The following is a 23,863-nucleotide window of genomic DNA, read 5'->3' as shown; positions in this document are numbered from 1 at the left end:
TGTTGCAGACACTAGTGAATGTCGGCGTCGACGGTAACCCTCCGGTTGCCGAGCGGTCAGGCTCGGGTCTTCTCGCGGGGGACCAGGCACGCTAGGAGAGCGAGAATCAGTCCGCCGGCCGTCAGAATGAATCCTGTCTGATTTGTCAGGATCGTGGAGTAGTTTTCCCTGATGACATTGTCGAACTGATCGTTCACGCGGTAGTAGAACGTGCCAAGAGTCCCCAATCCCACGATAATTCCGATCCATGCTGCGATGCGAGAACCGAACAATGCGGCGATCAGAATCAATACGGCGGCGGCGAGCAGAAGTATCGCCATCGACCGGTAGAAGGTCACGGACTGATCGCCGAGTTGCTCGATTGCCCACCCGGCCGGAAAGCCGTCCCGCAGGTCCTCGAGGCGAACGTTGTCGGGTTTGACCCCGGCCAGTACGTACATGAACGAGCCGACGGCAACGGCGATTCCACAAATGAGCAGAACGAGATGAACTAACGTGCGCATGCCAGTCTCCCTGTGTTCGGAGTTCGGTGACGCGGTCGTCGCCGAGCCTAGCTGTGTCGCGGGTGTCAAGCTCGGTATCGGGCGTGCAGAATCGTCTCCATGCCCGACAACATGCGTCGACTCGAAGAGATCTCGCTGTCGCTGCCGGAAGCGGAGCGCGTCGACATCGAAGCGTGGGACGGCCACCCGACGTTCCGGGTCCGCGGCAAGAACTTCGTGTTCTGCAACCTCGAAGCCACCTCCTTGACCGTCAAGCTGAGCAAGGAGGAAGCCGAAGCGGTGGTGGCCACCGAACCAGGCGCAAGTGCTGCGGGCTACGGACTCGGTCGACACGGGTGGGTTGCACTCGACATCGGCACCGACGTTTCCGAGGAGAAATGGTCGCAACTGGAGGAGTGGATCTACACCTCGTTCACCCTCGTTGCGCCGAAGCGGCTTGCCCGGATCGTTCTCGATGCGGATGAGGAACGCCCGTAACGGATAGATTCGTCAGTACAGACGCCGACTAGACGAGGAATTGTCATGACGACACCGGAAACTTCACCGGCCACCGCAAAACCGGGCATGCCGCCGTGGGCGAAGAAGGCCATCGGGATCGCAGTGATGGCGGTGGTCCTGGTCATCGCTTACTTCATCCTTGCCGCCTTCCTTCCGCGTTGGTGGGCGCAGCGCATTGCGTCGTTGGCGAACGGCAGTTTCAGCGCCGGAATCGCGTGGGGGCTGCTGTTCGGTCTCGTGTGCACCCTGGTCCCGCTCATCTTCTTCCGGGCGGTCTGGCAGGTGCGCAAGCGCAAGCATGCTCGAATCATGCAGATCACGGCTCTCGCGTTGGGTGTGATCTTCGCGCTGCCGAATCTGCTCTCTCTGACAGTTGTTCTCGGCAACAACAACGCTGCGCATGCGGGCGAGCGGATCCTCGACGTCGACGGCCCCGGATTCCGCGGAGCATCCGTTGTCGGTGCCGTCCTGGGGGTTGCGTTGTTCCTTGGACTTGTCGCGCTCGGCTACATGTACAAAAAGCGTGGAAAGGATCTCGACAAGATGCGCGGTGAGCTCAAGCAGCACGAGCCGCAGAGCAAGGGCGAGGCTCCGGCTCCGGAAATCTGAGTCAGCTCTTCGACCGAGTACTCAGGCCGACACCGACTCCGACGGTTCCCGCCGCCACCAGTCCGGCGAGCGGGACCGCCCAGTGTCCGGCAAATGTGCAGGCGAGAACCAGGATTGCGCTCACCGGTAGAACAGCCTGCTCGATCCGGTCACGCTTGAAGTGTCGTGAGTGCATGAGCCACACGAAGATCAGGAACATCGCGGCGGGGATCGTGACCGCGGCAGATGCTGCGAACGTCGAAATGTGCGCTTCGCCAACTGCTTCCTCGACGGCTACTTCGATGCCGGCGCCGATGGCCGCAGCGGATCCGAATACGAAGTAGTGCCCGTATCCCCACAACAGGACGGCGCGATTGCCTTGGTCTGCGAGGTACTCGTGGATCGGGACGGCGAAGTAGATCCACAACGCGGAGAACACGATCAGAACTCCGCCGACGGCAATCGGAATCAGTAGATCGGCGGCGTCGAAATCCCGGATGCCGGATTGGACCGCGATGGTCGCGGCAGCGATGGTTTCGCCGAGCATGATGATGGTGAAGAGGCCGTAGCGTTCGGCGATGTGATGCGGGTGCCACGGCGTCTGGTGGTTGCGTTCGGCGATCGCCGGCACCGCGAGTTCGGCGATCATGAGAACGAAGAAGCCCGGAATCCACGCCGACGCCGGCATCAGGAGCAGCACGATCCAGCCGGCCTGGACGATCACGAGCCCGGCGGCATATTGCAGAGCAGTGGTTCGCGCTGCACCGGATTCACCGCTGGCGGCTCGAAGCCATTGGCAGGTGAGCGCAATTCGCATGATGAGGTAGCCGACGATGGCCGTCGTACGGTCGGTTCCGTCGAATGCGTCGGGGATTCCGGCGGCGAAGACGAGCACGCCACAAATCTGTACGAAGGTCGCGACCCGGTAGGGGACGTCGTCCGTGTCGTAGGCAGACGCGAACCAGGTGAAGTTCACCCACGCCCACCACAGCGCGAAGAAGACGAACATATAGCCGGCGATGCCGTCGGCGTAGTGGCCCTCGGCAACAGCATGCACCAGTTGAACTCCGGCCTGTGCGGCTGCAACCACGAAACACAGGTCGAAGAACAGTTCGAGTGGTGTCGATGCGCGATGGTTCTCGTCGCGGCTGCGTGCGCGCATCCGGATGATCGGCATAACGGCCCGGCCGTGGCCCGCGCCCGTACTGGTGTGTTCTGTCATCGTCCCCACCTTGCTCCGACGTCTAGTGCAGGAGCGCAGTCTAGGGCGAATTCCGTCGGGTCGACGAATGAGACATTTCGCCCCTCACCACACGAGAACGGGTTTGACGACTCGGCCCGACGCCTGATCTTCGACGGCTTTGTTGATGTCGGAGAACGCGTAGCGCGTCACCAAGCGGTCGATCGGAAACCGGCCACCGGTGAAGAGCTCGACGAGTTCGGGGATGAATGTCGAGACTTCCGACTCTCCTTCGATGCATCCTCGAATTGTCTTTCCGCTCAGCATGATGTCGGCCATGTTCACCTCGACCGTGGATGCTCCGAGTCCGACTACTGCCAGTGTTCCCCGTGCTCGAAGTGATGTGACGGCTTGATTGATCACGGAGCCGATTCCGGTGGTGTCGAGGGAATGTGTCGAACCTCCGTCGGTGGCGGCGCGTACTGCTTCGACCGCGTCCTCGGTGGTCGGATCGACAGTGACGGCGCCGAATTCCTCGGCGAGTTCGCGCCGCTGCGCAACGGGGTCCACGGCGACCAGGGTGGAAACGCCGGCAGCCCTCGCCGCCAGCAGCGCTGCGAGTCCGACGCTGCCTGCCCCGAAAACGGCAAACGTCGAGTCGGGCTCGGGGCGAAGTAGATTCAGCACTGCACCCGCGCCGGTTTGAAATCCGCAGCCGAGGGGAGCCGCGACGGTCAGGTCCACTGCAGGATCGACGACGACGGTGTTGTCGGCAGAGGCGATGACGTATTCCGCGAAGCTGGACTGGCCGAAGAAGGCGGACCGTAGCGGGGTTCCGTCTCGCCGGATCGGCGTCGAGCCGTCGGTGCGTGCGCCAGAGCTGTTGAGCGCGTGTGAGCTTTCGCAGTACGCCCGATGACCGCTGAGACATTGCCTGCACGCACCGCAACTGCGATAGCTCAACAACACGTGATCGCCGGGCACGACCTTGTCGATCGCCGAGCCGACGGCCTCGACCACCCCCGCCCCTTCGTGCCCGAACACGCAGGGGCCGAGTCTTTCCGGTAGCACCGACTTCGTGAACAGATCTGTGTGGCACAGGCCGGTCGCGACGATGCGAACCAGGATCTCGTCTGCGCGGGGTTCGTCGATCTCGACGGTGTCGAGTGTGAAGGGGGAGTGCGGGCCGTGTGAGAGCGCCGCTGTCATCTGCATGGCGGACGTCGAATTCTGTTCGGCGCGAATCACGCTCGCTCGAGCAGGAAGTAGTAGTGCTGTCCGCCGTCGAGAACCAACGCCGATTTTCCGTTCATGATGCCCATGAGCGTCGAATCGTCGACTTTCTTGAAATGGTCGAAGATCGGCGCGCCGTCGTAGACCATCGTCGCCGTGACTTCGCCACGAAACTCGATGTTCCACAGACTTGCCTCGCCATTGCCGCTCTTGACGTCGGAGTAGAGGTTGCCGTCTTCGTCTCGGCAGATCAACGGCTTGGCGTCCTCGACCGAGTTGAAGGTCTTGCCGTACCAACGGCTCGCGAACAGCTTTTCGTGAAGACGGTGACCGGTGGCGAAGTCGTCACCCTTCCACTCGCCGAGGATTTCTTCGGCGGCGACGGTTTCCAGCGCGGCCCAGACTTCGTCGAGTTCTGCTGGTGATACACCACTTTCCGCAGCACGGAGCCGGGCGAAAGCAGTTCGGGCTTCGTCGAGATTCATGTCTCTCCTCGAGTCGACGGTAAGTGGCACGACTTGTTCGCGAACCAAATTGTTCGTCAACTCTGCACGCTACGCCGAACCGGATGGTTCGGCAACGGTCGATTCGTTCTAGGCTGTCAACATGCGCTCAGCAGGGGAAGCTACGAGGGACCGCATTCTGGCGGCCGCAAAGGACGAATTTGCCACGTACGGGCTGGCCGGCGCGCGGATCAATCGGATCGCCGCCCAAGCGCGTGCCAGCAAAGACCGTCTCTATGCGTACTTCGCAAGCAAGGAAGAGTTGTTCGCTGCCGTGACCGAACAGTGGACGTCCGAAACAACCGCGGAGACAGCACTTCGAGGTGACGACTTGCCGGGCTATGCAGGTCGCCTCTTCGACAACTACGTTGCCCATCCCGAGAACGCCCGATTGCAGCAATGGGCGGATCTCGAAGCGCCGGACGTCATGAGTGAGGACGACATACGAAGTAAGACCTTCCGGCCTAAAGTTGCGGAGATCCGCAAGGGGCAGCTCGAGGGACACATCGACCCCGCGTGGAATCCCACGGAGTTGATCCTGCTGATCACGGATATCGCCCGGATGCTCGCGCTCAAGTCGTCTCGTTCCATCCCTCGACGTCGGGAGGCGGCAGTCGAGGCGGTTCGGCGTTTGATTGTGGCGTAGCGAGTCCAAACGCGAACGTCCACGCCCGTCGCTGTGTGGTTGCCCGGATTTACGGATTTCTCAGTATCGGTGCGTACGTTGGGCGTCGGCTCGTTGACGCCCTCGGGATGTTGACGTGCCGCCAAAACTTTTGTCGTCGACTGTTCAGATGCTGGTGAGCAAAAGGATCGCGGCCGGCCACCCTGACTGAATATCGTCGACGCCGAGCGTGTTCCTTCGGTGCGCGCACCTGTTCAGCATCTGGAGTGGACCCGTGTCGAAGTGGCCGTGCATATGAAGATCTCGAAGAAGGTAGCGCTGGTCGTTGTGGCTGCTTGCGCCCTGACGTTGGGATCGGCGCAAGTCGGAACCGCCCGCGCGGATGCGCCGGTCAAGGTCAGCGTGGCCGGTCATGCGGTGAGCGCCGGGCACTTCGAGCAGGTGCGGCGCCCCAACCGGTGTGTGAAGGCCGGGACGGGGAAGTCGAAACCGAGCGAGCAGAAGTCTACGAATCGCAGTGGGCGTCGAGGCAGCGGGGGATGCTTCTGACAGTGATTGCGAAGTTCCGCAATCAGCCGTCGCAAATCTGTAACACGTTCTAATCTTGCGGTATGGACGTGACTTACGAAGGGACCAAACGCGAAGTCGCTACTGACAAGGGGACTTTGCGCTATCACGAGGCGGGCGATGGTCCGCCGTTGATCCTGTTGCACGGCTCCGGGATCGGTGTGAGTGGTTGGCGGAATTACCGGGGGAACCTCGAGGTGTTCGCAAAGCACTTCCACTGCTACCTCCTCGAGTTCCCGGGGTTCGGCGTGAGCGATGCCGTCGACGGTCATCCAGTTCTCACGGCAACCTCGGCGGTGGTTCGATTCATGGATGCGCTGGGAATCGAATCCGCTGCGATGATCGGCAATTCGATGGGCGGAGTTGTCGGGGTCAACGTCGCGATGAGGTTCCCTGACCGCGTCCGCAGATTCGTCACCATCGGAGGCGTGGGCCCGAACATCTTCAGTCAGAACCCGAGCGAAGGTACGCGTCTCCTCCAGGAATTCGCCGACGCTCCCAGCCGTGAGAAGTTGGTTCGCTGGCTCGAGTGCATGGTTTACGACAGATCCGTGATCACCGAGGAGCGGATCGAGGAACGATGGCAAACGGCCAACGATCCGGCCTCGCACCAGGCATTGACCGCGATGTACGGATCCAAAGCCTTTGCCGCTCAGCAGCAGATGATGTCCAACTCGGATGTGCCGCCGTACTGGTCGATGATGCACAAGGTGCAATGCCCGACCTTGCTGACATGGGGGCTCGATGATCGGCAGTGTCCACCGGATATGCCGATGATTCCGATGCGACTGATTCCGAACGCCGAACTGCATGTATTTCCGAACTGCGGGCACTGGGTGATGATCGAAGCCAAGGAGGCATTCGAGCGCGTGACCCTCGAGTTCCTGCTTCGATGACCTGCTGATGCATTCATGTGGCCCGAATTGATGTGGCACGAATGCACAAGACCCGGCGCCTCCGAATGAGGCGCCGGGTCTGCATTTGTGCCCCCAGTAGGACTCGAACCTACGACCTGCGGATTAAAAGTCCGTAGCTCTACCAACTGAGCTATAGGGGCGCGGCGCAGAGTCTAACGGGACCGCAGAGTCCGTGAAAACACCACCCCCACCAGAAGGGTGATTCCGATGACGGCGATGGTCCCGCCCGTGCGATGCAGACCCGCGTCGTCGATGGTTCCGCGCATGGTCAACTCGATGACGACGGCAGCAAGGTTGGCGCCGATGTACTGGATTGTTCGGTACAGACCGATCGCAGTTCCGACGTCGGCGGAGGTGGTCACCGAGTTGATCAGGTTCTGGTTTCCCATGTTGTTGAAGCCGTTGGGAATGCCCAGGATCGCCGCAATCAGCAGGAGTGCCACTAGGGGAGTCGAACTCGATTCGACAAAGGCAATCAGAATCCCGCCGACAGCCAACGCAGCGGTGCCGATCAGGAGGGTGATCCGTGCGCCGAATTTCCCGTACACCCTGGATGCGGACATGGTCGCGAAGATCCCGACCGCAGCGACGGGCAGCATGAAGAGTCCGGCGCTGATCGGTGACATTCCGCGGGCTACCTGTAGCCACTGGGGGAGCCCGAAGAAGATGCAGTAGAACGCCGTGTACGTCAGAAGCGTCCGGCCGAGAGTCATGCTCAGTGCGCGGTTTCGAGCGACGGCACGGACGTCGATGAACGCCGAGGCCGTTCGACGTTCCCACCAGACGAACAGGAACGCGAAGAGGGCCGTCGACGGGACGAGGTACCACTTCGCGTGCTCGGCGAGAGAGAGGAGAAAGAGCATCGTCGATGTCGTCAGAGCGAGAAACAGGGTGATGCCGAGTGGGTCGAGAGATTTGAACAACGCAGCGGCGCCGGCCCGGTCGGGCAGGGCGGAGTCGCTCGGGGCGGCGAAGAAGACCCATACGGCAGTGACGACGACAAGTGGGAGGTTCACCCACATGATCGATTGCCAACCGAGTGTGCCGACCAACAACCCGCCGAGAGTGGGCCCCAGCGCGACGACCGATTGAGCGCAAATGGTGAGTGTTGCTATAGCTGAACGGGTTTGAGTCCGGTGGCGGTCAGCGTATTCGCGGATGACGGTCATTGCGTTCGGATACTGTGTCGCCGTGCCGATTCCGAGCAGGATTCGTGCGGCGATCAGCCAGCCCAGCGACGGGGCGAGCGAGCCGAGGATCGATCCGGCAGCGATCAGGCCCAATCCGGCGAGGTAGACGCGTTTGGCGCCGAGGATCGATCCGAGTCGACCAGCCGCCGGCGCCGTGACCGCAGTCGCGATGTAGAGGGCCGAGATGACCCACGCTGTGCCTGAACTGGAACCGAAGTATGTGGCGATCGGGACGATTGCCACGGCAATCATCGACGAGTTCAGCGCTTGAAGAACGGTTCCGGAGCCGAGAGCAAGACTCAGTTTCAGTGGAACGGGAGTTTGGGGGGTCGGCGTTTCGACGACGGTGGTCACGAGTTCATCAGTGACTCCTCTGATATCGATGTCGATGCTGGGGACTCGCCCTGGCCTAGTCTGCGCAGGATTCGGCCGGCGATCAGAAGCAAGTCACGCTCGGCTTCGGTGCACTCGGCGTCGATGACCTCAGCCAGCCACTCTGTTCGTTTCGTTCGGTCTTCGTGAAGGGTCGATGTGCCGAGTTCGGTCATCGTGACCAAGACCGCGCGGCCGTCCGATGGATCCGCCCTTCGCGTCACCATGCCCTGTTCTTCGAGCGCGGCCACGGTCTTTGCGATTGATTGCGGTGTGACGCGCTCGAATTTTGCCAACTCTTTGGCGGTCGACGGACCTTGTCGGTCGAGGTGGCCGAGGGCCTGGATCTGGCTCGGCGTGAGCTTGTGGTCGTTGCGTTTGGTGCGTAGACGTCGGACGAAGGCACCCAGATCGTCCCAAAGTACGTCGATCTCGTCTCGAGCCTTGCTGCGACCCTCTCCAACGTTCATTTAGACAGTCTAACTGTGTTGTTTCGATGCTGCCAGCACGGTTTCGACGGAAAAGGGGGAATAAACAATTGCACTAGTTGTTTAAAACCTTGGGACTGCTGTCCATCGGTCGGCGAAGCAGTTCCGTCTGCGAGGTCGAATTATCAGAATCTCGGGCACGAAAAAGCTCGGATGCGCACCCCCTGCGGCGCACCCGAGCGGCCAAAACCATACCACTTGGTGTCTTTTGGGCATAAAGTCGGTTCTTGCCCCCTGAACAGCCGATTGTGTCTAGTACTTTTGGCGGGTATGGCTCTAGTCCTTACGTAGGGTGTGTTGGAGGGGATATTGTGAAGTTTCGGGGGATGACAGGCGCCGATCACGGCGGCTCTGCGTACCAACTCTGCGAGAGGCACAACACCGTAAATGGCACGTCAACAAGAGCGTGCGCGGCGTACCCGCGCCGCCCTGGTCGAAGCGGCTGCAGTCGAATTCGCCAAGCGCGGCTATGCAGCTGCGTCGGTGAACACGATCCTCGAGGGCTCCCGCGCCACCAAAGGCGCCATGTATTTCCATTTCCAGTCCAAGGAAGAGTTGGCGCGAGCGGTTCTGACCTCGGCTATCGAAACCTTCACTGGAATTACTGATCGTTGGGCCAAGAGAACAGACCTCGATCCATTCGTCGCTTTGCACGGTCTCGTGCTCGACATTGCCGAGGTCTTCCGTGCCGAGGTAATCGTGCAGGCGGAATTCCGGCTGATCATCGAGCCCGAGTTCTACAAGGATGTGCAGTCCGGTGGTGGGCAGGTCTGGGGAAAGACCGCCTATGAGTTGGCATTGCGTGCCAAGGACGACGGTTTGCTCCGAGAGGACGCCGACCCGGACAAATTCACGCGTGTACTGGCAGCGAGCCTTGCCGGTCAGCGGTACATGGCAGACCTGATTGCCTCCAGTGGAGATCTGGGCGAGTGGTTCGAGGAGTCTCTCGAAGTAGTCCTCGAAGCCATGGCTACGCCGCAGTGGTTGGAGACGTTCCATCGTGACGGGTGGCCCCAAGTCGAGTTCCCTGACACTGAATAGTGCACTTTTCTGCCCGTGAACAGGCGATTTGTGATTTCCGAATGCCGTGCCATAAGCTATCCAAGCTCCCAACGGAACGCCGTTGGGGTACTAGTTCGGAGAGATCCGGCGGGCCCCCTTCGTCTAGCGGCCTAGGACGCCGCCCTTTCAAGGCGGTAGCGCGGGTTCGAATCCCGTAGGGGGTACGTTTTGCGAAAGCGAAACGATGCAGTATGGTTTGACCCGCACGACACGCTTTGAGATGCACAAATGCCAGGCCAGGACAGTGGTTTGGGAGCGGCTCGAAGATGTAGTACGGTTTCACAGCAAGGAAAAAGCAAGGCCCTGTGGCGCAGTTGGTTAGCGCGCCGCCCTGTCACGGCGGAGGTCGCGGGTTCGAGTCCCGTCAGGGTCGCAAAGCTTTGTTCTCAATCAATCGGTTGAGAACAAAGCAATGCGATAGGCATTCGGTTCGGGTGCCGTCCGGCCAGGTAGCTCAGTTGGTACGAGCGTCCGCCTGAAAAGCGGAAGGTCGCCGGTTCGATCCCGGCCCTGGCCACCATAATTCTTTTCGACAAGCTCCAATCTCATGTTCTTCGAACATAAGGTTGGAGCTTTTTCGTATTCGGATGTCAGTCGCCGTCAACCACTCGGCCCGATCATCTCAGTTATGCGCATCCTTTGTCTCCGTGAATGTTTCCGGTCACCGGGAACGTGCTGGGCGTCACTCCACAGAGGACATCACTATTAGCCGATTGCGGCCGATCCGTGGCTGCGTCTACTGAAAGTGAGGTGGAATCTCCGTGTCGCACTCGAGATCTTGGCGCATCGGGAAAGTCAGCCGGGTCGCCGTCGCATTGTTCGGCACCGGGGTTCTGTTGGTGGGCTGCGCGAGCAACGGTGACGACAGCGGGACCGATACGACGACCGCGTCGGCGGACGTCGTGACCGGCATGGTCAACGAGCAGCCCGATCCGGGAACTGCGGTGGCCGGCGGGACCATGACGTACGGCGTACAGGTGCTCGTTCCCTCACTCGACCCGACGAAGACGGCCGCGCGCGGCGGTTCCGGCGGTGAGGCCTTCGCTGCTGTGTACGACGTCCTGATGAGTTACGACACTGCGAGCGGCGAGTTCGAGCCCAAGTTGGCTCAATCGCTCGAGACAGCTGACGACGGAGCCACCTGGACGCTGAAACTTCGCGACGGTGTGAAGTTCAGTGACGGCACCACCCTCGACGCCAACGCCGTGATCGCGAGCATCGATCGGTACAACGCGGGCAAGGGCAATGGCGCCGAACTGTGGCTGGCTTCGGTGGAATCGGCGCAGGCAAGCGGTCCGACGACAGTGGAATTCAAGCTGAAGACGCCGTGGATGCGTTTTCCGTCGATGCTCGCTCTCGGGCACGGGATGATCGTCGCCCCGAGTTCGCAGCAGGGCGACAAGTTCACCGCCGTCGGAGCCGGACCCTTCACCGAAGATGTCTTCACACCGAGCGTCGAGCGAATCTTCAAGGCCAACCCGTCCTACTACGGCGGCGCCCCCAAGCTGGACAAGTTGCGGATGGTTGCGCTCAACGGTCCGCAGGCCAATCTCGAATCATTGAACAGCGGTCAGCTCGATGTCGCCTACATTCGCGGCCTCACGTCGGCGATCAATTCCGCCAAGTCCGCTGGCTACCCCGGCTACATCGACGTGCTCAATGCCGGTAGTGCCGAGATTATCAACAACCGTGAGGGCCGACCGGGCTCGGATGTTCGCGTCCGTCAGGCTATCGGCTACGCGCTCGACACCACGTTGATCGATCAGCGAGTGGAAAACGGTGAGGGACTGCCGGGCTCGGAGTTGTTCGGTCCGACGTCTCAATGGCATGTAGACACACCGGGTATTGCCTACGACCCCGAAAAGTCGAAGGAACTTTTGAATCAGGCGAAGGCAGACGGGTACGACGGCAGCCTCGACTACGTCGTTCTCAGTGAGCCGAAGGACCACGCGATCGGCCTCGCCGTGCAGTCACTGTTGCAGGCCGTCGGGTTCGAGGTGAACTTGATCTTGGCCAACAACGCCGGCGACATCGTGCAGAACGTCTACGTCAAGCACGATTTCGACCTCGCGCACGCGGGCATCGGAATGTACGAGTCGATTCTCGATCTCGGATTGTTCTCCACGACCAACAGCACCTCGATGGCGAATACTGCTGGATATGCGAACCCGGCGATGGATCAGCTGATCGCAGATCTACAACAAGCCAAGGACAATTCGTCGACCCTGGCGATCATCGGCAAGATTCAGACGCTGTGGAACGAGACGGTTCCGTCGGCGCCGATCGGCGGGCTCACGTCGTTCTGGGCTTGGCAGAAGAACGTGCACGGTGTGGTTCCGACTGCAACCGGCATCATGCTGTTCGATCAGGCATGGATGGGCGCGACGTAGCGTTCCAGCGCACACCGAGAGCCCCGTCCGACGCGAGTCGGGCGGGGCTCTTTCGTGTCTACGTCGGCTAGCGTTGCGCAACCCTTTCGATCAGGATGATTGTATTGAAATATGTTGTAGGTCAATATGATTCGACAAGCGTGATTTGACTTGCCCAGCGTGGCCCGCATAGATTGCATCCACCATCCAGAGTGGCTGAGAGACCTGGCTCGATGATGCCGCAGCAACCCGCTACCTAACCGCAGTGTGGGTGCTACCGCCAGGACCGATGGAGGACACATGACTGTATTTGCCGTGGGTATCGAACTGGACGGCGAGGGCACTCACCCCGCTGCCTGGCGCCGAAGCTCACACCGCCCGGACCAGCTGCTCACGGGCAAAGCCGTGCGCGATCGCGTCGCGGCTGCCGAGAATGCCGGCTTCACGTTCGCGACGTTCGACGATTCCATCCTCCCCCCGAGTGGTGACGTCGTCGGCCGCATCGATGCCGTCTCGAGGGCGTCGTACGTGGCGGCGACAACCAGCACGATCGGGCTGGTCCCCGTCGTCGGGACCACGTACGCCGAACCGTTTCATACGTCCTCGCAATTGGCGACGTTGGACTACTCCTCGCGTGGGCGTGGCGGCTGGCTTGCTGTTCCGGTCGAAGACGATGCCGCGGCGAGGGCGTGGGGGAGGGCTCCGGTAACAACGGAGTCGGCGCGTCAGCAAGAGCAGCGGGATTCGGTCACCGTTGTGACCGATCTCTGGGACTCGTGGGAGGACGACGCCGTCGTTCGTGACTATCTCAGTGGGCGTTTCCTCGAGCGTGATCGTCTGCATTACGTCAATTTCGAGGGCGACACGTTCTCGGTGAAGGGGCCGGCAATCGTTCCGCGGCCGCCTCAAGGCCAGTTGGTGGTGTTCGGCCGCTACGGCGAAATCGATCCACGCCAGCCGGATGTTGTTCTCGTTTCCGGTGATTCGGTGGAGACCATTGCACAGTCGGCTGCCAAGGCGCGCGATGAGGGCGCGTCATTGGTGTTCGCCGAGGTCGATGTGGCATTCGATACGCCGAATCTGTCTGCGGCGCAGCGGAGGACCGAGCTGAACTCGTACGGGAATGCCGTCGTCACCGGCCGACTGCTCCTGGCTGCAGATCCGGGGGAAGCGGCCGTGGTTCTGAAGGAATTGGCCGGACACCTCGACGGTGTTCATTTTCACCCTCTCGTGATCGACGAGGACCTTCCGGTGCTGGCCAAATTCGTGCTTCCGGCGCTGTCCAAGGCCGGGTTGACGCGACGCCCGGTTCCGGGATCGACTCTGAGGGGCAACCTCGGCCTGCAGCGGCCCGCAAATCGATTCGTCCACTCCTCCTGACTTGACTTCGCGCTAAGGACATTTCGGCTATGACTGCATCACGCTCCGCCGTACCTCGACCCGACGCTCACGTTCACTTCGGCGTCTTCTTCCAAGGGGTCAACCACACCACCATCTGGTCCGATTCCTCGAGCGGATCCCAGATCGACTTCGAGACGTTTCGGCGCTTGGTACTCACCGCCGAGCGAGGTCTGTTCGACGCCTTCTTCCTCGGTGAGGGCCTTCGCCTTCGCGAGCAGAACGGCAAGATTCTCGATCTGGATATCGCCGGCCGCCCCGACGCCATTGCGCAGTTGGCCGCCCTCGCCGGTATCACCGACAAGATCGGTTTGGTCGCGACACAGAACACCACGTACAACGAACCGGCCGACCTTGCGCGTCGACTCTCCGGCCTCGACCTACTTTCCGACGGACGGGCCGGCTGGAATGCGGTGACCACCGACAACGCGTGGACGGGAGAGAACTTCCGTCGCGGTGGTTTCCTCGACCACTCCCTGCGCTACGAGCGTGCCGGGCAGTTCATCGAAACCGCGCGGGCACTGTGGGATTCGTGGGCCGACGACGCGATCTCGGATTCTCGCACGTCCGAGAACTGGTCTACTCCGGGTGCCGTCGGCGACGTGCGCAGGCAGACTTCACAGTTCGACATCTCCGTGACGCCGACGCTTCCCCGAAGCCGCCAGGGGCATCCGGTCATCTTCCAAGCGGGTGATTCCCCGAGTGGACGCGATTTCGCGGCGACCCATGCCGACGTCATCTTCTCGCGACACGGGACTCATTTCGACGGCGCGCTCGACTTCGCCGACGACATTCGGGCTCGGTTGCGTAAAGCCGGGCGACCGGAGGACGACGTCAAGATCTTGCCCAGCACGCAGATCGTGTTGGCGGAGAACGAGTCCGAGGTCGAGGAGAAGGCAAGGTGGGTCCTCGAAGGCCAGTTCACCGGTCAGACTGCCCTCTCTCTCGTCGGACTGGTGTGGGGTAAGGACCTTTCCGATCGAGACCCCGACGGTCCACTCCCCGAGGAAGATCCGGTTGCCCGCCCGGTTTCGGAGACGCGCGGTTCCGCGCGGGACGGCAACGACCCCATTGCGATCGCACGTGAATGGCGTGCTCTTGCCGAGGCAAAGAATCTGTCCCTACGTCAGGTCGCCATCGAAACCTCGCAGCGTTCGGGTTTTGCGGGCACTCCGCGGCAGGTCGCAGATCAGTTGGTCCATTGGGTGCGCAACGGAGCTTCGGACGGCTTCAACATCTCGCCGTACCTGGTGCCGACCGGGCTCGACGAGATCGTCGACTGGTTGATCCCGGAACTGCAGGAGCGTGGGGCGTACCGCACCGAGTACTCCACGTCGACGCTGCGAGAGCACTTGGGGTTGCGACCGCCGCTCACGCGTCGGGCCACGTCTGAAGCTGCGGGGTAACGGGTCCTGTCCCACACAGTCACAGCGACGGCCGAATCCACCAAGCTCGGTTCGGCCGTCCGCTGGGAAATCGTCGTCTGCGTAGCTGCGGGTTTCACCACCCTTCTCGATTCGGCGGTGCTCGGAATCGGGGTTCCGTCGATCCGGGCGTCGCTGGACGCGTCGACCTCGGAGGTGCAGTGGATCCTTGCGAGCTATTCGCTGACTTTCGGCTTGGCCCTGGTGCCGGCGGGCCGACTCGGTGACGTCGTCGGGCGTCGACGCTTGTTCTTGGCGGGCCTGAGCATCTTCGCGGTGATGGGAATCCTCGGAGCGTGTGCGTCGGATCCGTCGATGATCGTGTTGGCCCGGCTGGGGCAAGGGATCGGCGCAGGCACCATCAGTTCGCAGGTGCTCGGAATCATCACCGACCGGGTGTCCGGAAAGGCTCGGGCGAAGGCGTTGGGCGCGTACAGCACCGCGGGTGGTCTGGCCGGCGTTTCCGGACCGATCCTCGGTGGCGTTCTGCTGAAGTATTCCGACGCCGACTTCGGATGGCGGTTGCTTCTCGTTCTCAACGTGCCGTTTGCTCTGATCACACTGATTCTGGCGTTTCGCTTTCTGCGCCGTGATCGAACCACCCGATCGGGCGCGTCGATCGATCCGGTTGGGCTGTGTCTGCTGGCGACTACGACCGGGCTCCTGTTGTGGCCCATCGTGACCCGGACCAGTGTTACTGTCGCCGCGGCTTTCCTGATCGGTGCGTTCGGCGCTGCCGTTGCCTTCTGGTTCTGGGAACGTCGGTACGCCGAGCGCGGCGGGACGCCGGTACTGCTTCCGTCGTTGATCGCCTCACGGGGCTTCCGACTGGGTACGACGGTTGCACTCTTCTGGTTCGGATCCATCCTCGCCGTCAACGCGGTGCTCAGCCTCTATCTGATCGAAGGTTTGGGCTTCGCCCCGCTGAGTGCGGCGTTGATCATGACCGGTAGCTCACTCGCGATGGCATTGACGTCGGCTTTCGGATGGCGGCTGGTTGCCAGGTTCGGCCGAAGTGCAGTGGTTTTTGCCATAGTCGGCGAGATCCTTGTCATCCTCGGCTACATCGCAGCGGTCAATCTGATTCCGCGGGAACATCTGATCCCGGTGCTGGTGGTCCTGGCGGTGTTGTCGGGAGTTGCCAGCGGTTTGGTCGACGCGCCCAATCGGGTGCTGACTCTCGAATATGCACCGCCGGGCGCGAACGGTGTTGCGGCGGGTTTCCTTCAACTGTCTCAGCGCCTGTCAGCGACCATCTCGCTGGCCGCGGTATCGGGGTTGTATCTCGGTGTGCTCGGATCGTCGCCCGACGGATACGGACGTGCGTTCGGGATCGCGCTTGCCGTCTGCGTGGTCATGTTGACGCTCTCGTTGGCGGGAGCGGTGGCAGACCGACGCCGGCGAAGGACGTGACCTGGTATTTCGTGGGTCTACATGGACCTCGGGAGGCCGAGCCCGTGTGACTCATGGGACTTGTGTTACCCATGGGTTAGGAGTCGTGGGACGATACTTGTGTGGTGACCGGTCGCAGTGAAGACAAGCCCAACGGTCGCGGGAGTGGAGAGCCAGTTAACTCACCCCGTGGAGCGTCGGACAAACGTGACCGCACATCGACACCCTTCCGCGCTCGAACGGCGATGTGGACCAATCGGCCTCTGTTCGATTTCCATATGATCGTCGGTCTGGTCGTGCTGATCGTCGCGTTCGGACTGCTGATGGTGCTGTCGTCTTCGGGCGTCGAATCCTATGTTCTGTCCGGGACGTCCTACGCCCGCTTCTGGCCGCAGTGCATGTTCGCAGCGATCGGCTTGGTGATGTTCGTGGCAGTCGTGCGGTTGCCGACCGAAACGATGCGTAGAGCGTCCCCGTGGCTGCTGATCCTGTGTCTTGTTCTGCTTGTCCTGGTGCTGATTCCAGGTATCGGCTCGGAACAGATGGGTGCTCGCAGCTGGTTCGTGATCGCGGGCATTTCCTTCCAGCCGTCGGAGCTGGCCAAACTTGCTCTGGCGATCTGGTCCGCAGCGACGGTTGCGTCGTTCATGAAGGCGCGGATGGACGTCAACCGCGCGCTGCCGGTGATCGGCGGTACGACGTTGCTGGTTCTGGTTCTGGTGGTGTTGGAGAAGGACCTCGGAACCACCATCACCATCGGCATCATCTTCATGTCGGTGCTGTGGTTCGGGCTGTTCCGGATGAAGACATTCATCAGCCTCACACTCGGTTCCGCAGTCGCATTTCTCGTGCTCGGGCTTACTGCTGGTTACCGCTCGGATCGCATCAAGGCTTTTCTCAATCCTGATCTCGACCCGCAGGGTTTGAACTTCCAGAGCACTCAGGCCAAGTACGCACTGGCGAACGGAGGCATCTTCGGTCGCGGTCTAGGACAGTCCGACGCCAAATGGAGCTATCTCCCGCAGGCGCACAACGACTTCATTTTTGCCGTGATCGGTGAAGAGTTGGGTCTGGTCGGCGCGCTGATCGTCGTCGCTCTCTTTGCCGCGGTTCTGATCGTCGGGCTGCGGATCGCGAAACGGTCCACTGATCCGTTCCTCAAAGTCATGACAGCGACGGCAACGACGTTGATCGTCGTGCAGGCGTTCATCAACATCGCCTACGTCGTCGGCCTGATTCCGGTGACCGGTCTGCAACTACCGCTCATCTCGGCGGGCGGAACGTCGATGATCACCACCCTGCTGATGTTCGGGCTCATCGCGCACGCAGCCTTCCGTGAGCCCGAGGCTGTCGCCTCGGCCGAGAGCAGCGGTCGCGGTTGGATACCGCTGGTCTTCGGCAAGCCTCGGTTCGGCATTGCCAAGAAGCCACAGACCGATCGACGGAGGCCGCCAGCTCGCCGCGCCCAGCCTGCTCCAACTGGGCAACGCCGACCGGAGCGACGGGCGCCGCAACCCGACAGACGCCGGGCTCCAGCTCCGGGCCGACGCGCACCCTCTCGCGACTGGTCGGAAGATCCACGTAGACGCGGCCGATCCGATCGGCCGCGGCGCGCTTCCTGATCTGGGCCAGTTCCACTGGCGGGCAGTTCGGAAGCGGGCAGTCATGCACCCGACAATTGCGTTGGGCGGCTACATTGGGAGTCGGCAAAACGACGTCTAATAAGGGTTGTGGACATGGCAGGTGGCGACAAGGCAGACCAGTCGGTGGTCGAACGTAGCTCGGTGACCGGACGTCGTACGACGCCGTCGCAGCGAGCGCGTTTTCGCCGGATTGTCGACGCCGCAATGGAATCCGCCTCCGAAGGCGGCTACGACGCGGTGCAGATGCGATCGGTGGCCGATCGCGCCGGCGTCGCGATCGGCACTGTTTACCGGTATTTCCCGTCCAAGAACCACATGCTTGTCGTCGCATTGTTGTGGATGTTCGAGGGTTTGCGTGACAGATTCCAAGACTTTGTAATCCCGGGCGAGACTCCGTCGGACCGGATTCTGTTTGTGCTGCGCAAGAATACGGAGGTCCTCGAGACCGATCACCTCCGTTACGAAGCGTTGGTTCGGGCGTACATGTTCGCGGACGCGTCGGCGACCCCGGAACTCAACGCGCTCGGTGGGGTCGTGACCGAGATGTTCGCGAAGGCGATCGGTGTCGAGGAAGTCTCGCAGCAGCAGTTGGACGCGGTGAAGGTGATCGACGACGTCTGGATGTCGAGTCTCGTCTCGTGGGTTGCGGGCCGGATGACGACGGACGAGGTGATGGCGCACCTGGAACTTGCCGTGCGACTGGTCTTTCGCAAGTTGGGCGGATAGCGCTCAGACGGTGTAGCCACCGTCGACGTTGAGCTTCTGACCGCTGATGAATCCGGCCGCGTCGCTTGCGAGGAAACATACTGCTTCGGCGATGTCGGCAGCTGATCCGAAGCGCTTCAACGGGATTCGGCTCATCGTCACGTCGAGCGCGCCTTGGTCGAGTTCGGCGGAGCTGATCAGGCGCTCCGCCATTCCGTCCGTCAACATGCCTGGTCCTACAGCGTTGAACCGGACGCCGTAGCGTCCTTCCTCTGCGGCGAATCCGCGAACAAGTTGTTCGACAGCCCCTTTGGTGCCAGCGGAGAGTCCGTCGCGCACGGGAAAGCGATCCGTTGCCGCGGTTGTCACCGCCACCACCGAACCCGAGGATGCACGCAGCGCAGGCAGGGCGGTGTGGACGAGGGTGAAGAACGCCGCGGCCTCCTGGTTGAGTTGTTCGGTGAAGAACGCCGGCGTCACACGTGAGAGGTGCGTCATCGGGACGTGCGGTCCCGCAGCGTGGACCAGCGTCGTCAATGTGCCCAGATCATCGACCGCATCGTTGACGGCGGCGCTGATCGACAACTCGTCGGTCAAGTCGAGAGAGTACGAGTGGGCGCGCACGCCATGCGCTCGAATCTGCTCGCTCAGTTGCTCGGCAGCGCCCTTGTTGTTTCGGTAGGTGAAGGCGACGTCGTGTCCGCGTTCGGCAAGGGTCAGGGCGATCGCCGACCCGATTCCACCGGTTCCGCCGCTGACAAAAGCGGTGCGTACTGCGCTCACAATGCCTCCAGATGTCTGCCGATTCCAAACCTAACAAATGCTTGGTTGGGGTGCCAATCGGAATATATCAGTGCGCGAAGGACAGGCTCAGATTGCTATCGCAACCGGACTGATCGTCCTAATCTGTTGCCATGTCCGGAGACAGTGTGCAGTTGACAGACGGGGCGCCCGGTGGGGAATCGGAACCTCACGCACCGAGTTTGAACAATCGCCTGAACTGGCTGCGTGCAGGTGTTCTGGGTGCAAACGACGGAATCGTCTCGACCGCAGGCCTCGTGGTCGGTGTTGCGGCAGCCACAACCGAGCGCTCAGCAATCTTCACTGCCGGTTTTGCTGGACTGGTTGCCGGCGCTGTGTCCATGGCGTTGGGCGAGTACGTCTCGGTCAGCGCTCAGCGGGATACCGAACGCGCACTCCTGCAGAAGGAGAAGAAGGAACTCCTCGAGACCCCGGAGGCTGAACTTCAGGAACTGACCGAGATCTACGAGAACAAGGGATTGAGTCCGGAGACGGCCCGCCGCGTCGCCGAAGAATTAACCGAGCACGACGCCTTCGCGGCGCACGTAGAAGTCGAATTGGGTATCGATCCAGACGATCTCACCAATCCGTGGCATGCAGCGATTTCGTCGGCAATCTCGTTCACGATCGGCGCGGCGATCCCGTTGGTCGCAATTCTGGTGCCGCCGACAGGCATCCGCGTCCCCATCGCATTTTTCGCGGTGCTGATCGCACTTGCGCTGACCGGGACGATCAGCGCGACGCTCGGCGGAGCTCGCAAGACCAGAGCGGTGCTACGCGTGGTGATCGGCGGCGCGCTGGCGATGGCCGTGACGTACGGAGTAGGTCAGTTGGTGGGCACGGGTCTCGCCTGACCCCTGCTGTGCGCCTTTATTAACCGCGGGGGGTTAATAAAGGCGCACAGCAATTCAGGCGCGACAGATCATGACCGGCCCTGGCGCATGGTGCAGCAGATTCTGGCTGGTGGAGCCCATCACGGCGCCCGCCATCGCACTGCGGCCGTGACTTCCGACAACTATCAACTGTGCGTCGTCGGCGTATTTGAGCATGACGGGAGCAGCGGCACCGGGTTCACTGATGCGGGTGACCGGCACGTCCGGGTACTGGTCGGCCATACCGGCTAGATTTTCCGCCAGTAGCGCCGATTCCTCCTGCTCGACAGCCTCCCAGTCGATCAGGATTCCCGCTCCGCCTTCGCGGAAGGTGGACGAGCCCTGCCAGGTGTGGACCGCGATGAGCGGCGCGTCGAACTGATCGGCATAACGAAACGCGTACTCGACGGCCTTCTTGCTCAACGCGCTTCCGTCCACTCCGACGATGACGGGACGCTGATCCGGACCGGGATTCTCCGCCGAACCACGCCACACGGTGACCGGACAGGTTGCATGATTGGCCACCTTCAGTGCGGTCGATCCGAGCAGCCGTGAGCGCAGTGCGCCCGATCCGGTCGACCCCATCACGATCAGGCGTGCGGTACCCGAGGATTCGAGGATATGCGTCGACGCCGGCCCTGGCGCGATCTCGGATTCGATGGTCAGTTCGGGGAATTCGGCCGAAATCACCGTGGCGGCGGCATCGACGATCGCTTCGCCGTCTTCGCGGATCTGGCTGAGGAACTGTGACTGCAACATCACCGCAGCGGGACTGTAGATCGGGCCCTCTTGCGGCAGGGCGTGCGCCAGAATCAGCCGTGAGTTCACCGCGTTCGCGACGGAGGCCGCCCACCGGGCCGCCGCCGTCGAGGCCTCGGATCCGTCGATACCGGCGACGATATCCTGGTGTCCTGCAAGTGTGTTCATGTCTACTCCCTCTGAAATGATCGAGATCGGTCGACTGGTTACAGCGACGTCACCAGAGTGACGATGCTGACTTCACGGCTTCCTTCCACGTCTTGCGTAGCAGGGTCGATTGCCCGTCGGCTATTTCCAGTTCTCGTCGGTAGGCCATGCCCAATCCGAAACTGGTGAGCGAGGTATGCTCCTGCTCGGCTGCCATTGCAAGTAGATGATGTTGGGCGACAACGGAATCCTGGTGCTCGCCGAGAACATCCTGGAAGTGGCTGAAATGCTTCAGTGCACGCTTCGCTCGGCTCTTCGACACGGGTTCCATGACCTCGATCGCGTACTTCATCCGCTTGGCTCCCTTGCGGGCGCGGTGCATTCGCTCGTCACGCTCGGTGCGGCTATCGGCATCGAAGACGTGATCGACCCGCTTACCGACCTTGTGTGCCAGGTGCCGCAGGGTATGGGCCAACTCTCGTGCCGATGCCTTCTTTCCGACGCGGTGGGTGGCGGTGTCGAATTCGAGGTCGCCGACGTACTCGTCGAGGCGATCGAGCAGCGTGGTGTATCGCTCGGAATCGAGCGCCTCGAGGGCTGTTTCCTGGGCGGTTTCACCACGTGCAGAGAAGAACTCGTCGATTCGAGCTCGCACAGCTTCTCGCTCGGGCATCTCGTCGATTTCGCCGAGGCGTTCCACAAGACGCTCCCACTGGACCTCGACGTCGCGGGCGTCACCGAACTTTCCACCGATCCACCGCAGATCCGTGATGAGATCGTCGGTCTTGGGGGAGTGGCCGGCGTACGACTGCAGAGCGCTGCGGATGCGACGTGCCGCAACCCGGAAGTCGTGAACGGCTTCGTCGTCGGCCCGACGCGTGCCGAGATCCGCGGCGACCAGTGCGCGCAATTGTTCGATGAGGTAATTACGCAACAGAATCCGCGGATTCGACGCCTTGCCCGAGGTGACCTCGTGACCGGCGTACGGTGTGACCGACGTGCCCAGTGCTCGTTTGAGTTTGGACGGACTCGCAGAGCGCTCCAGCCCGGCGTCCAGTAGAACCGACTCGATTGCATCGGCCAGCTCTTGCCCGCCTGCGCCTTGTTCGACCTCGACTTCCTGCCACGTGGACTCTCCGGAACCGTCTGCCTTGCAGGCGATGACGGTGTCGGAGACCACTTCGGCAAGCAGCACACCGTTTTCGCCGTTGAGCCTGGTGCGCTCCCGATCGGTGATGATCAGGGCGACCGGCACCAGATCGTGACCGCGAATGATCGCCCGGATCAGACTCGACAGCGGCGAGGGCACATCGGTGCTCTCGTCCGGGGGAAGTTGGATTTCGGTTCGAGTGTCCTGGCCTGCGGGAAGTTTCATGTGCCACCCCGCGTCGTCGCCACCCTCACGCTTGCGCAGCGTGATCTTCTCGGCCAGCAACCGGTAGTCCGCGGTGTCGAAGTAGGTGGCAGAGAGCTGTATCGAGTCGTGGACCGGTTCGCCGACAACACCGGGAAGTCCGCCCAAGGCGGGAACTTCCTGCTCGGCCGGCGCCTCGTACTTGCGCTCGATCTCCCGTACGGCTTCGGGTACGACGGCGGTCTTGCTCATCTGGTCTCCTCTTGCGGTGCGGTCTGCGCTTCCATCCTCCCGGTATCGGAGGCGCAGTGGAAGGGTCCGGGGTCCCTACGGCGAGTCGCCACGGCCTGATTCGTCCGGCCAGGACAGGGTCCGCCGACTTTCGAACCGTTGCAGCCGGCCGGTCTTCGGATCCTCGAACTCGAGAACCTTCGACAGCAGGCGCAGCGGGTTCGAATAATCTTCTGCGGCAACGTCGTAGAAGTCGGGATAGAAGTTGTCGCCGTGGATCGGGAGCCCGAGCGAGGTCATGTGCAGCCGAAGTTGATGGGTCTTGCCGGTATGGGGAGTCAACCGGTACCGCGCGAAGCCGTCTCGCGTTTCGATCAGTTCGATCCGCGACTCGCTGTTGGGTTCGCCCTCGATCTCCGCGGCCTTGAGCACGCCGCGTTCTTTCACGATGCGACTACGCACGACCACGGGGGTGCTCACCTGAGCGTCGTGACGCGCGATGGCCTCGTACTCCTTGGCGACGCGGCGCTCGGCGAACATGGTCTGGTAGTCGCGCCGGGCCGCCTGATGCACGGTGAACAGCAGCAGTCCCGCCGTGACGCGGTCGAGGCGATGAGCTGGACTCAGCTCCGGTAGTTCGAGGTCCCGACGCAATCGGACCAGTGCCGACTCGGCGATGTATCGCCCGCGGGGGGTGCTCGCGAGGAAGTGCGGTTTGTCCACGACCAAGATGTTTTCGTCCCGATAAAGGACGTCGATCTCGAACGGCACCCGCGTTTCGACGGGAGGGTCGCGGTACAGGTAGACGAACCGCCGGGGAGCAAAAGCGCTCGTCTCGGTGATTCCGACACCCTTCTCGTCGACGACCTCCCCGGCTGCGACCTTCTCCCGCAATCGGACGGCGTCCTGGGGGAACCGTTCGAGCAGGTAGTCGAGCGTCGTCGTCCACATGCCGTCGTCGGGCTGACGGATGCGACTGGGGTTCAGGCCGTCGCGGACGGGAAGCGGTGATCGTGACACATCTTCAAAGCTAGCCGTCCGG

At 61.9% G+C, this 23,863-nt stretch carries 23 protein-coding genes, 4 tRNA genes and 1 riboswitch; of the genes, 16 read left to right on the top strand and 11 right to left on the bottom strand.

Features of this window, described 5'->3' with window-relative positions:
• Positions 1–56: 56 nt before the first annotated feature.
• Positions 57–503 carry a hypothetical protein gene (locus ACBG85_RS22850; RefSeq protein WP_003939955.1) on the bottom strand — a complete coding sequence of 149 codons (447 nt, stop codon included), beginning with the start codon at positions 501–503 and terminating at the stop codon, positions 57–59.
• Positions 504–602: 99 nt separating this feature from the next.
• Here ACBG85_RS22850 and ACBG85_RS22845 point away from each other — a divergent pair, with 99 nt between their 5' ends.
• Positions 603–980, top strand: coding sequence for an MmcQ/YjbR family DNA-binding protein (locus ACBG85_RS22845; RefSeq protein WP_020908916.1), 378 nt, complete (start codon positions 603–605; stop codon positions 978–980).
• Between the two features lie 45 nt (positions 981–1,025).
• The gene (locus tag ACBG85_RS22840) at positions 1,026–1,610 is read left to right on the top strand and encodes a hypothetical protein (RefSeq protein WP_003940111.1); all 585 of its coding nucleotides are present in this window, start codon (positions 1,026–1,028) and stop codon (positions 1,608–1,610) included.
• A 1-nt stretch (position 1,611) separates the two neighbouring features.
• Here ACBG85_RS22840 and ACBG85_RS22835 read toward each other — a convergent pair whose 3' ends face one another.
• From ACBG85_RS22835 to ACBG85_RS22825, 3 genes are all read right to left on the bottom strand, one after another.
• Entirely contained in the window at positions 1,612–2,811 is a 1,200-nt protein-coding gene (locus ACBG85_RS22835; RefSeq protein ID WP_007733865.1) for a low temperature requirement protein A, read from the bottom strand.
• Positions 2,812–2,895: 84 nt separating this feature from the next.
• Entirely contained in the window at positions 2,896–3,984 is a 1,089-nt protein-coding gene (locus ACBG85_RS22830) for an NAD(P)-dependent alcohol dehydrogenase (RefSeq protein ID WP_164490634.1), read from the bottom strand.
• A 29-nt stretch (positions 3,985–4,013) separates the two neighbouring features.
• Complete coding sequence (locus ACBG85_RS22825) at positions 4,014–4,487, bottom strand: DUF4334 domain-containing protein (RefSeq protein WP_007733878.1); 474 nt, start codon at positions 4,485–4,487, stop codon at positions 4,014–4,016.
• 121 nt (positions 4,488–4,608) lie between these two features.
• On the opposite strand from ACBG85_RS22825, the gene ACBG85_RS22820 reads away from it, so the two are divergent.
• The 3 genes from ACBG85_RS22820 to ACBG85_RS22810 all read left to right on the top strand — a co-directional run bounded on the left by ACBG85_RS22820 (position 4,609) and on the right by ACBG85_RS22810 (position 6,593).
• Positions 4,609–5,151 carry a TetR/AcrR family transcriptional regulator gene (locus ACBG85_RS22820; protein WP_030535258.1) on the top strand — a complete coding sequence of 181 codons (543 nt, stop codon included), beginning with the start codon at positions 4,609–4,611 and terminating at the stop codon, positions 5,149–5,151.
• Between the two features lie 219 nt (positions 5,152–5,370).
• Positions 5,371–5,679 carry a hypothetical protein gene (locus ACBG85_RS22815; protein ID WP_209447923.1) on the top strand — a complete coding sequence of 103 codons (309 nt, stop codon included), beginning with the start codon at positions 5,371–5,373 and terminating at the stop codon, positions 5,677–5,679.
• Between the two features lie 62 nt (positions 5,680–5,741).
• The gene (locus ACBG85_RS22810; RefSeq protein ID WP_372024977.1) at positions 5,742–6,593 is read left to right on the top strand and encodes an alpha/beta fold hydrolase; all 852 of its coding nucleotides are present in this window, start codon (positions 5,742–5,744) and stop codon (positions 6,591–6,593) included.
• An 88-nt stretch (positions 6,594–6,681) separates the two neighbouring features.
• Here ACBG85_RS22810 and ACBG85_RS22805 read toward each other — a convergent pair.
• The 3 genes from ACBG85_RS22805 to ACBG85_RS22795 form a co-directional block, all read right to left on the bottom strand.
• Positions 6,682–6,754: transfer RNA gene (locus tag ACBG85_RS22805), tRNA-Lys, on the bottom strand.
• Between the two features lie 12 nt (positions 6,755–6,766).
• Positions 6,767–8,158, bottom strand: coding sequence for an MFS transporter (locus tag ACBG85_RS22800; protein WP_372024974.1), 1,392 nt, complete (start codon positions 8,156–8,158; stop codon positions 6,767–6,769).
• Entirely contained in the window at positions 8,155–8,646 is a 492-nt protein-coding gene (locus ACBG85_RS22795; protein WP_007733882.1) for a MarR family winged helix-turn-helix transcriptional regulator, read from the bottom strand. Before ACBG85_RS22795 ends, ACBG85_RS22800 begins: the two co-directional genes overlap by 4 nt.
• 405 nt (positions 8,647–9,051) lie before the next feature.
• Here ACBG85_RS22795 and ACBG85_RS22790 point away from each other — a divergent pair, with 405 nt between their 5' ends.
• The 10 genes from ACBG85_RS22790 (at position 9,052) to ACBG85_RS22745 (ending at position 18,678) form a co-directional block, all read left to right on the top strand.
• Positions 9,052–9,705, top strand: a complete 654-nt coding sequence (locus ACBG85_RS22790; RefSeq protein WP_003940323.1) for a TetR/AcrR family transcriptional regulator — start codon at positions 9,052–9,054, stop codon at positions 9,703–9,705.
• A gap of 112 nt (positions 9,706–9,817) precedes the next feature.
• Positions 9,818–9,890 (top strand) — tRNA-Glu (locus ACBG85_RS22785).
• A gap of 135 nt (positions 9,891–10,025) precedes the next feature.
• Positions 10,026–10,099 (top strand) — tRNA-Asp (locus ACBG85_RS22780).
• A 70-nt stretch (positions 10,100–10,169) separates the two neighbouring features.
• Positions 10,170–10,246, top strand: a tRNA-Phe gene (locus ACBG85_RS22775).
• Positions 10,247–10,487: 241 nt separating this feature from the next.
• Entirely contained in the window at positions 10,488–12,116 is a 1,629-nt protein-coding gene (locus ACBG85_RS22770) for an ABC transporter substrate-binding protein (protein WP_214926406.1), read from the top strand.
• A 179-nt stretch (positions 12,117–12,295) separates the two neighbouring features.
• A riboswitch (SAM riboswitch) is annotated at positions 12,296–12,391 on the top strand.
• A gap of 4 nt (positions 12,392–12,395) precedes the next feature.
• On the top strand, positions 12,396–13,475 hold the full coding sequence (locus tag ACBG85_RS22765; protein ID WP_058226171.1) for an LLM class flavin-dependent oxidoreductase: 1,080 nt from the start codon (positions 12,396–12,398) through the stop codon (positions 13,473–13,475).
• A gap of 29 nt (positions 13,476–13,504) precedes the next feature.
• The gene (locus ACBG85_RS22760; protein WP_372024968.1) at positions 13,505–14,899 is read left to right on the top strand and encodes an NtaA/DmoA family FMN-dependent monooxygenase; all 1,395 of its coding nucleotides are present in this window, start codon (positions 13,505–13,507) and stop codon (positions 14,897–14,899) included.
• 69 nt (positions 14,900–14,968) lie between these two features.
• Positions 14,969–16,330 (top strand): MFS transporter, encoded by a 1,362-nt coding sequence (locus ACBG85_RS22755; protein ID WP_372027897.1) that lies wholly within the window; start codon positions 14,969–14,971, stop codon positions 16,328–16,330.
• Positions 16,331–16,554: 224 nt separating this feature from the next.
• Positions 16,555–17,931, top strand: coding sequence for a putative lipid II flippase FtsW (ftsW, locus tag ACBG85_RS22750; protein WP_007733895.1), 1,377 nt, complete (start codon positions 16,555–16,557; stop codon positions 17,929–17,931).
• A gap of 114 nt (positions 17,932–18,045) precedes the next feature.
• The gene (locus ACBG85_RS22745; protein WP_007733896.1) at positions 18,046–18,678 is read left to right on the top strand and encodes a TetR family transcriptional regulator; all 633 of its coding nucleotides are present in this window, start codon (positions 18,046–18,048) and stop codon (positions 18,676–18,678) included.
• Positions 18,679–18,681: 3 nt separating this feature from the next.
• Here the strand turns inward: ACBG85_RS22745 and ACBG85_RS22740 are convergent, their stop codons facing one another.
• Positions 18,682–19,440, bottom strand: a complete 759-nt coding sequence (locus ACBG85_RS22740; RefSeq protein ID WP_007733899.1) for an SDR family NAD(P)-dependent oxidoreductase — start codon at positions 19,438–19,440, stop codon at positions 18,682–18,684.
• A gap of 131 nt (positions 19,441–19,571) precedes the next feature.
• Here ACBG85_RS22740 and ACBG85_RS22735 point away from each other — a divergent pair, with 131 nt between their 5' ends.
• Entirely contained in the window at positions 19,572–20,312 is a 741-nt protein-coding gene (locus ACBG85_RS22735) for a VIT family protein (RefSeq protein WP_007733901.1), read from the top strand.
• A gap of 54 nt (positions 20,313–20,366) precedes the next feature.
• Here the strand turns inward: ACBG85_RS22735 and ACBG85_RS22730 are convergent, their stop codons facing one another.
• The 3 genes from ACBG85_RS22730 to ACBG85_RS22720 all read right to left on the bottom strand — a co-directional run bounded on the left by ACBG85_RS22730 (position 20,367) and on the right by ACBG85_RS22720 (position 23,841).
• Positions 20,367–21,257, bottom strand: a complete 891-nt coding sequence (locus tag ACBG85_RS22730) for a universal stress protein (protein WP_030535266.1) — start codon at positions 21,255–21,257, stop codon at positions 20,367–20,369.
• A 49-nt stretch (positions 21,258–21,306) separates the two neighbouring features.
• Positions 21,307–22,842 (bottom strand): CYTH and CHAD domain-containing protein, encoded by a 1,536-nt coding sequence (locus tag ACBG85_RS22725; protein ID WP_007733905.1) that lies wholly within the window; start codon positions 22,840–22,842, stop codon positions 21,307–21,309.
• A gap of 75 nt (positions 22,843–22,917) precedes the next feature.
• Complete coding sequence (locus ACBG85_RS22720; protein ID WP_193594984.1) at positions 22,918–23,841, bottom strand: pseudouridine synthase; 924 nt, start codon at positions 23,839–23,841, stop codon at positions 22,918–22,920.
• Positions 23,842–23,863 lie beyond the last annotated feature (22 nt).

This window comes from Rhodococcus sp. NyZ502 (assembly GCF_041464245.1).
GTDB classification, from domain to species: domain Bacteria; phylum Actinomycetota; class Actinomycetes; order Mycobacteriales; family Mycobacteriaceae; genus Rhodococcus_F; species Rhodococcus_F qingshengii.
The sequence above is the reverse complement of the archived record's forward strand: the minus strand, read 5'-3'. Positions and strand labels throughout refer to the sequence as shown.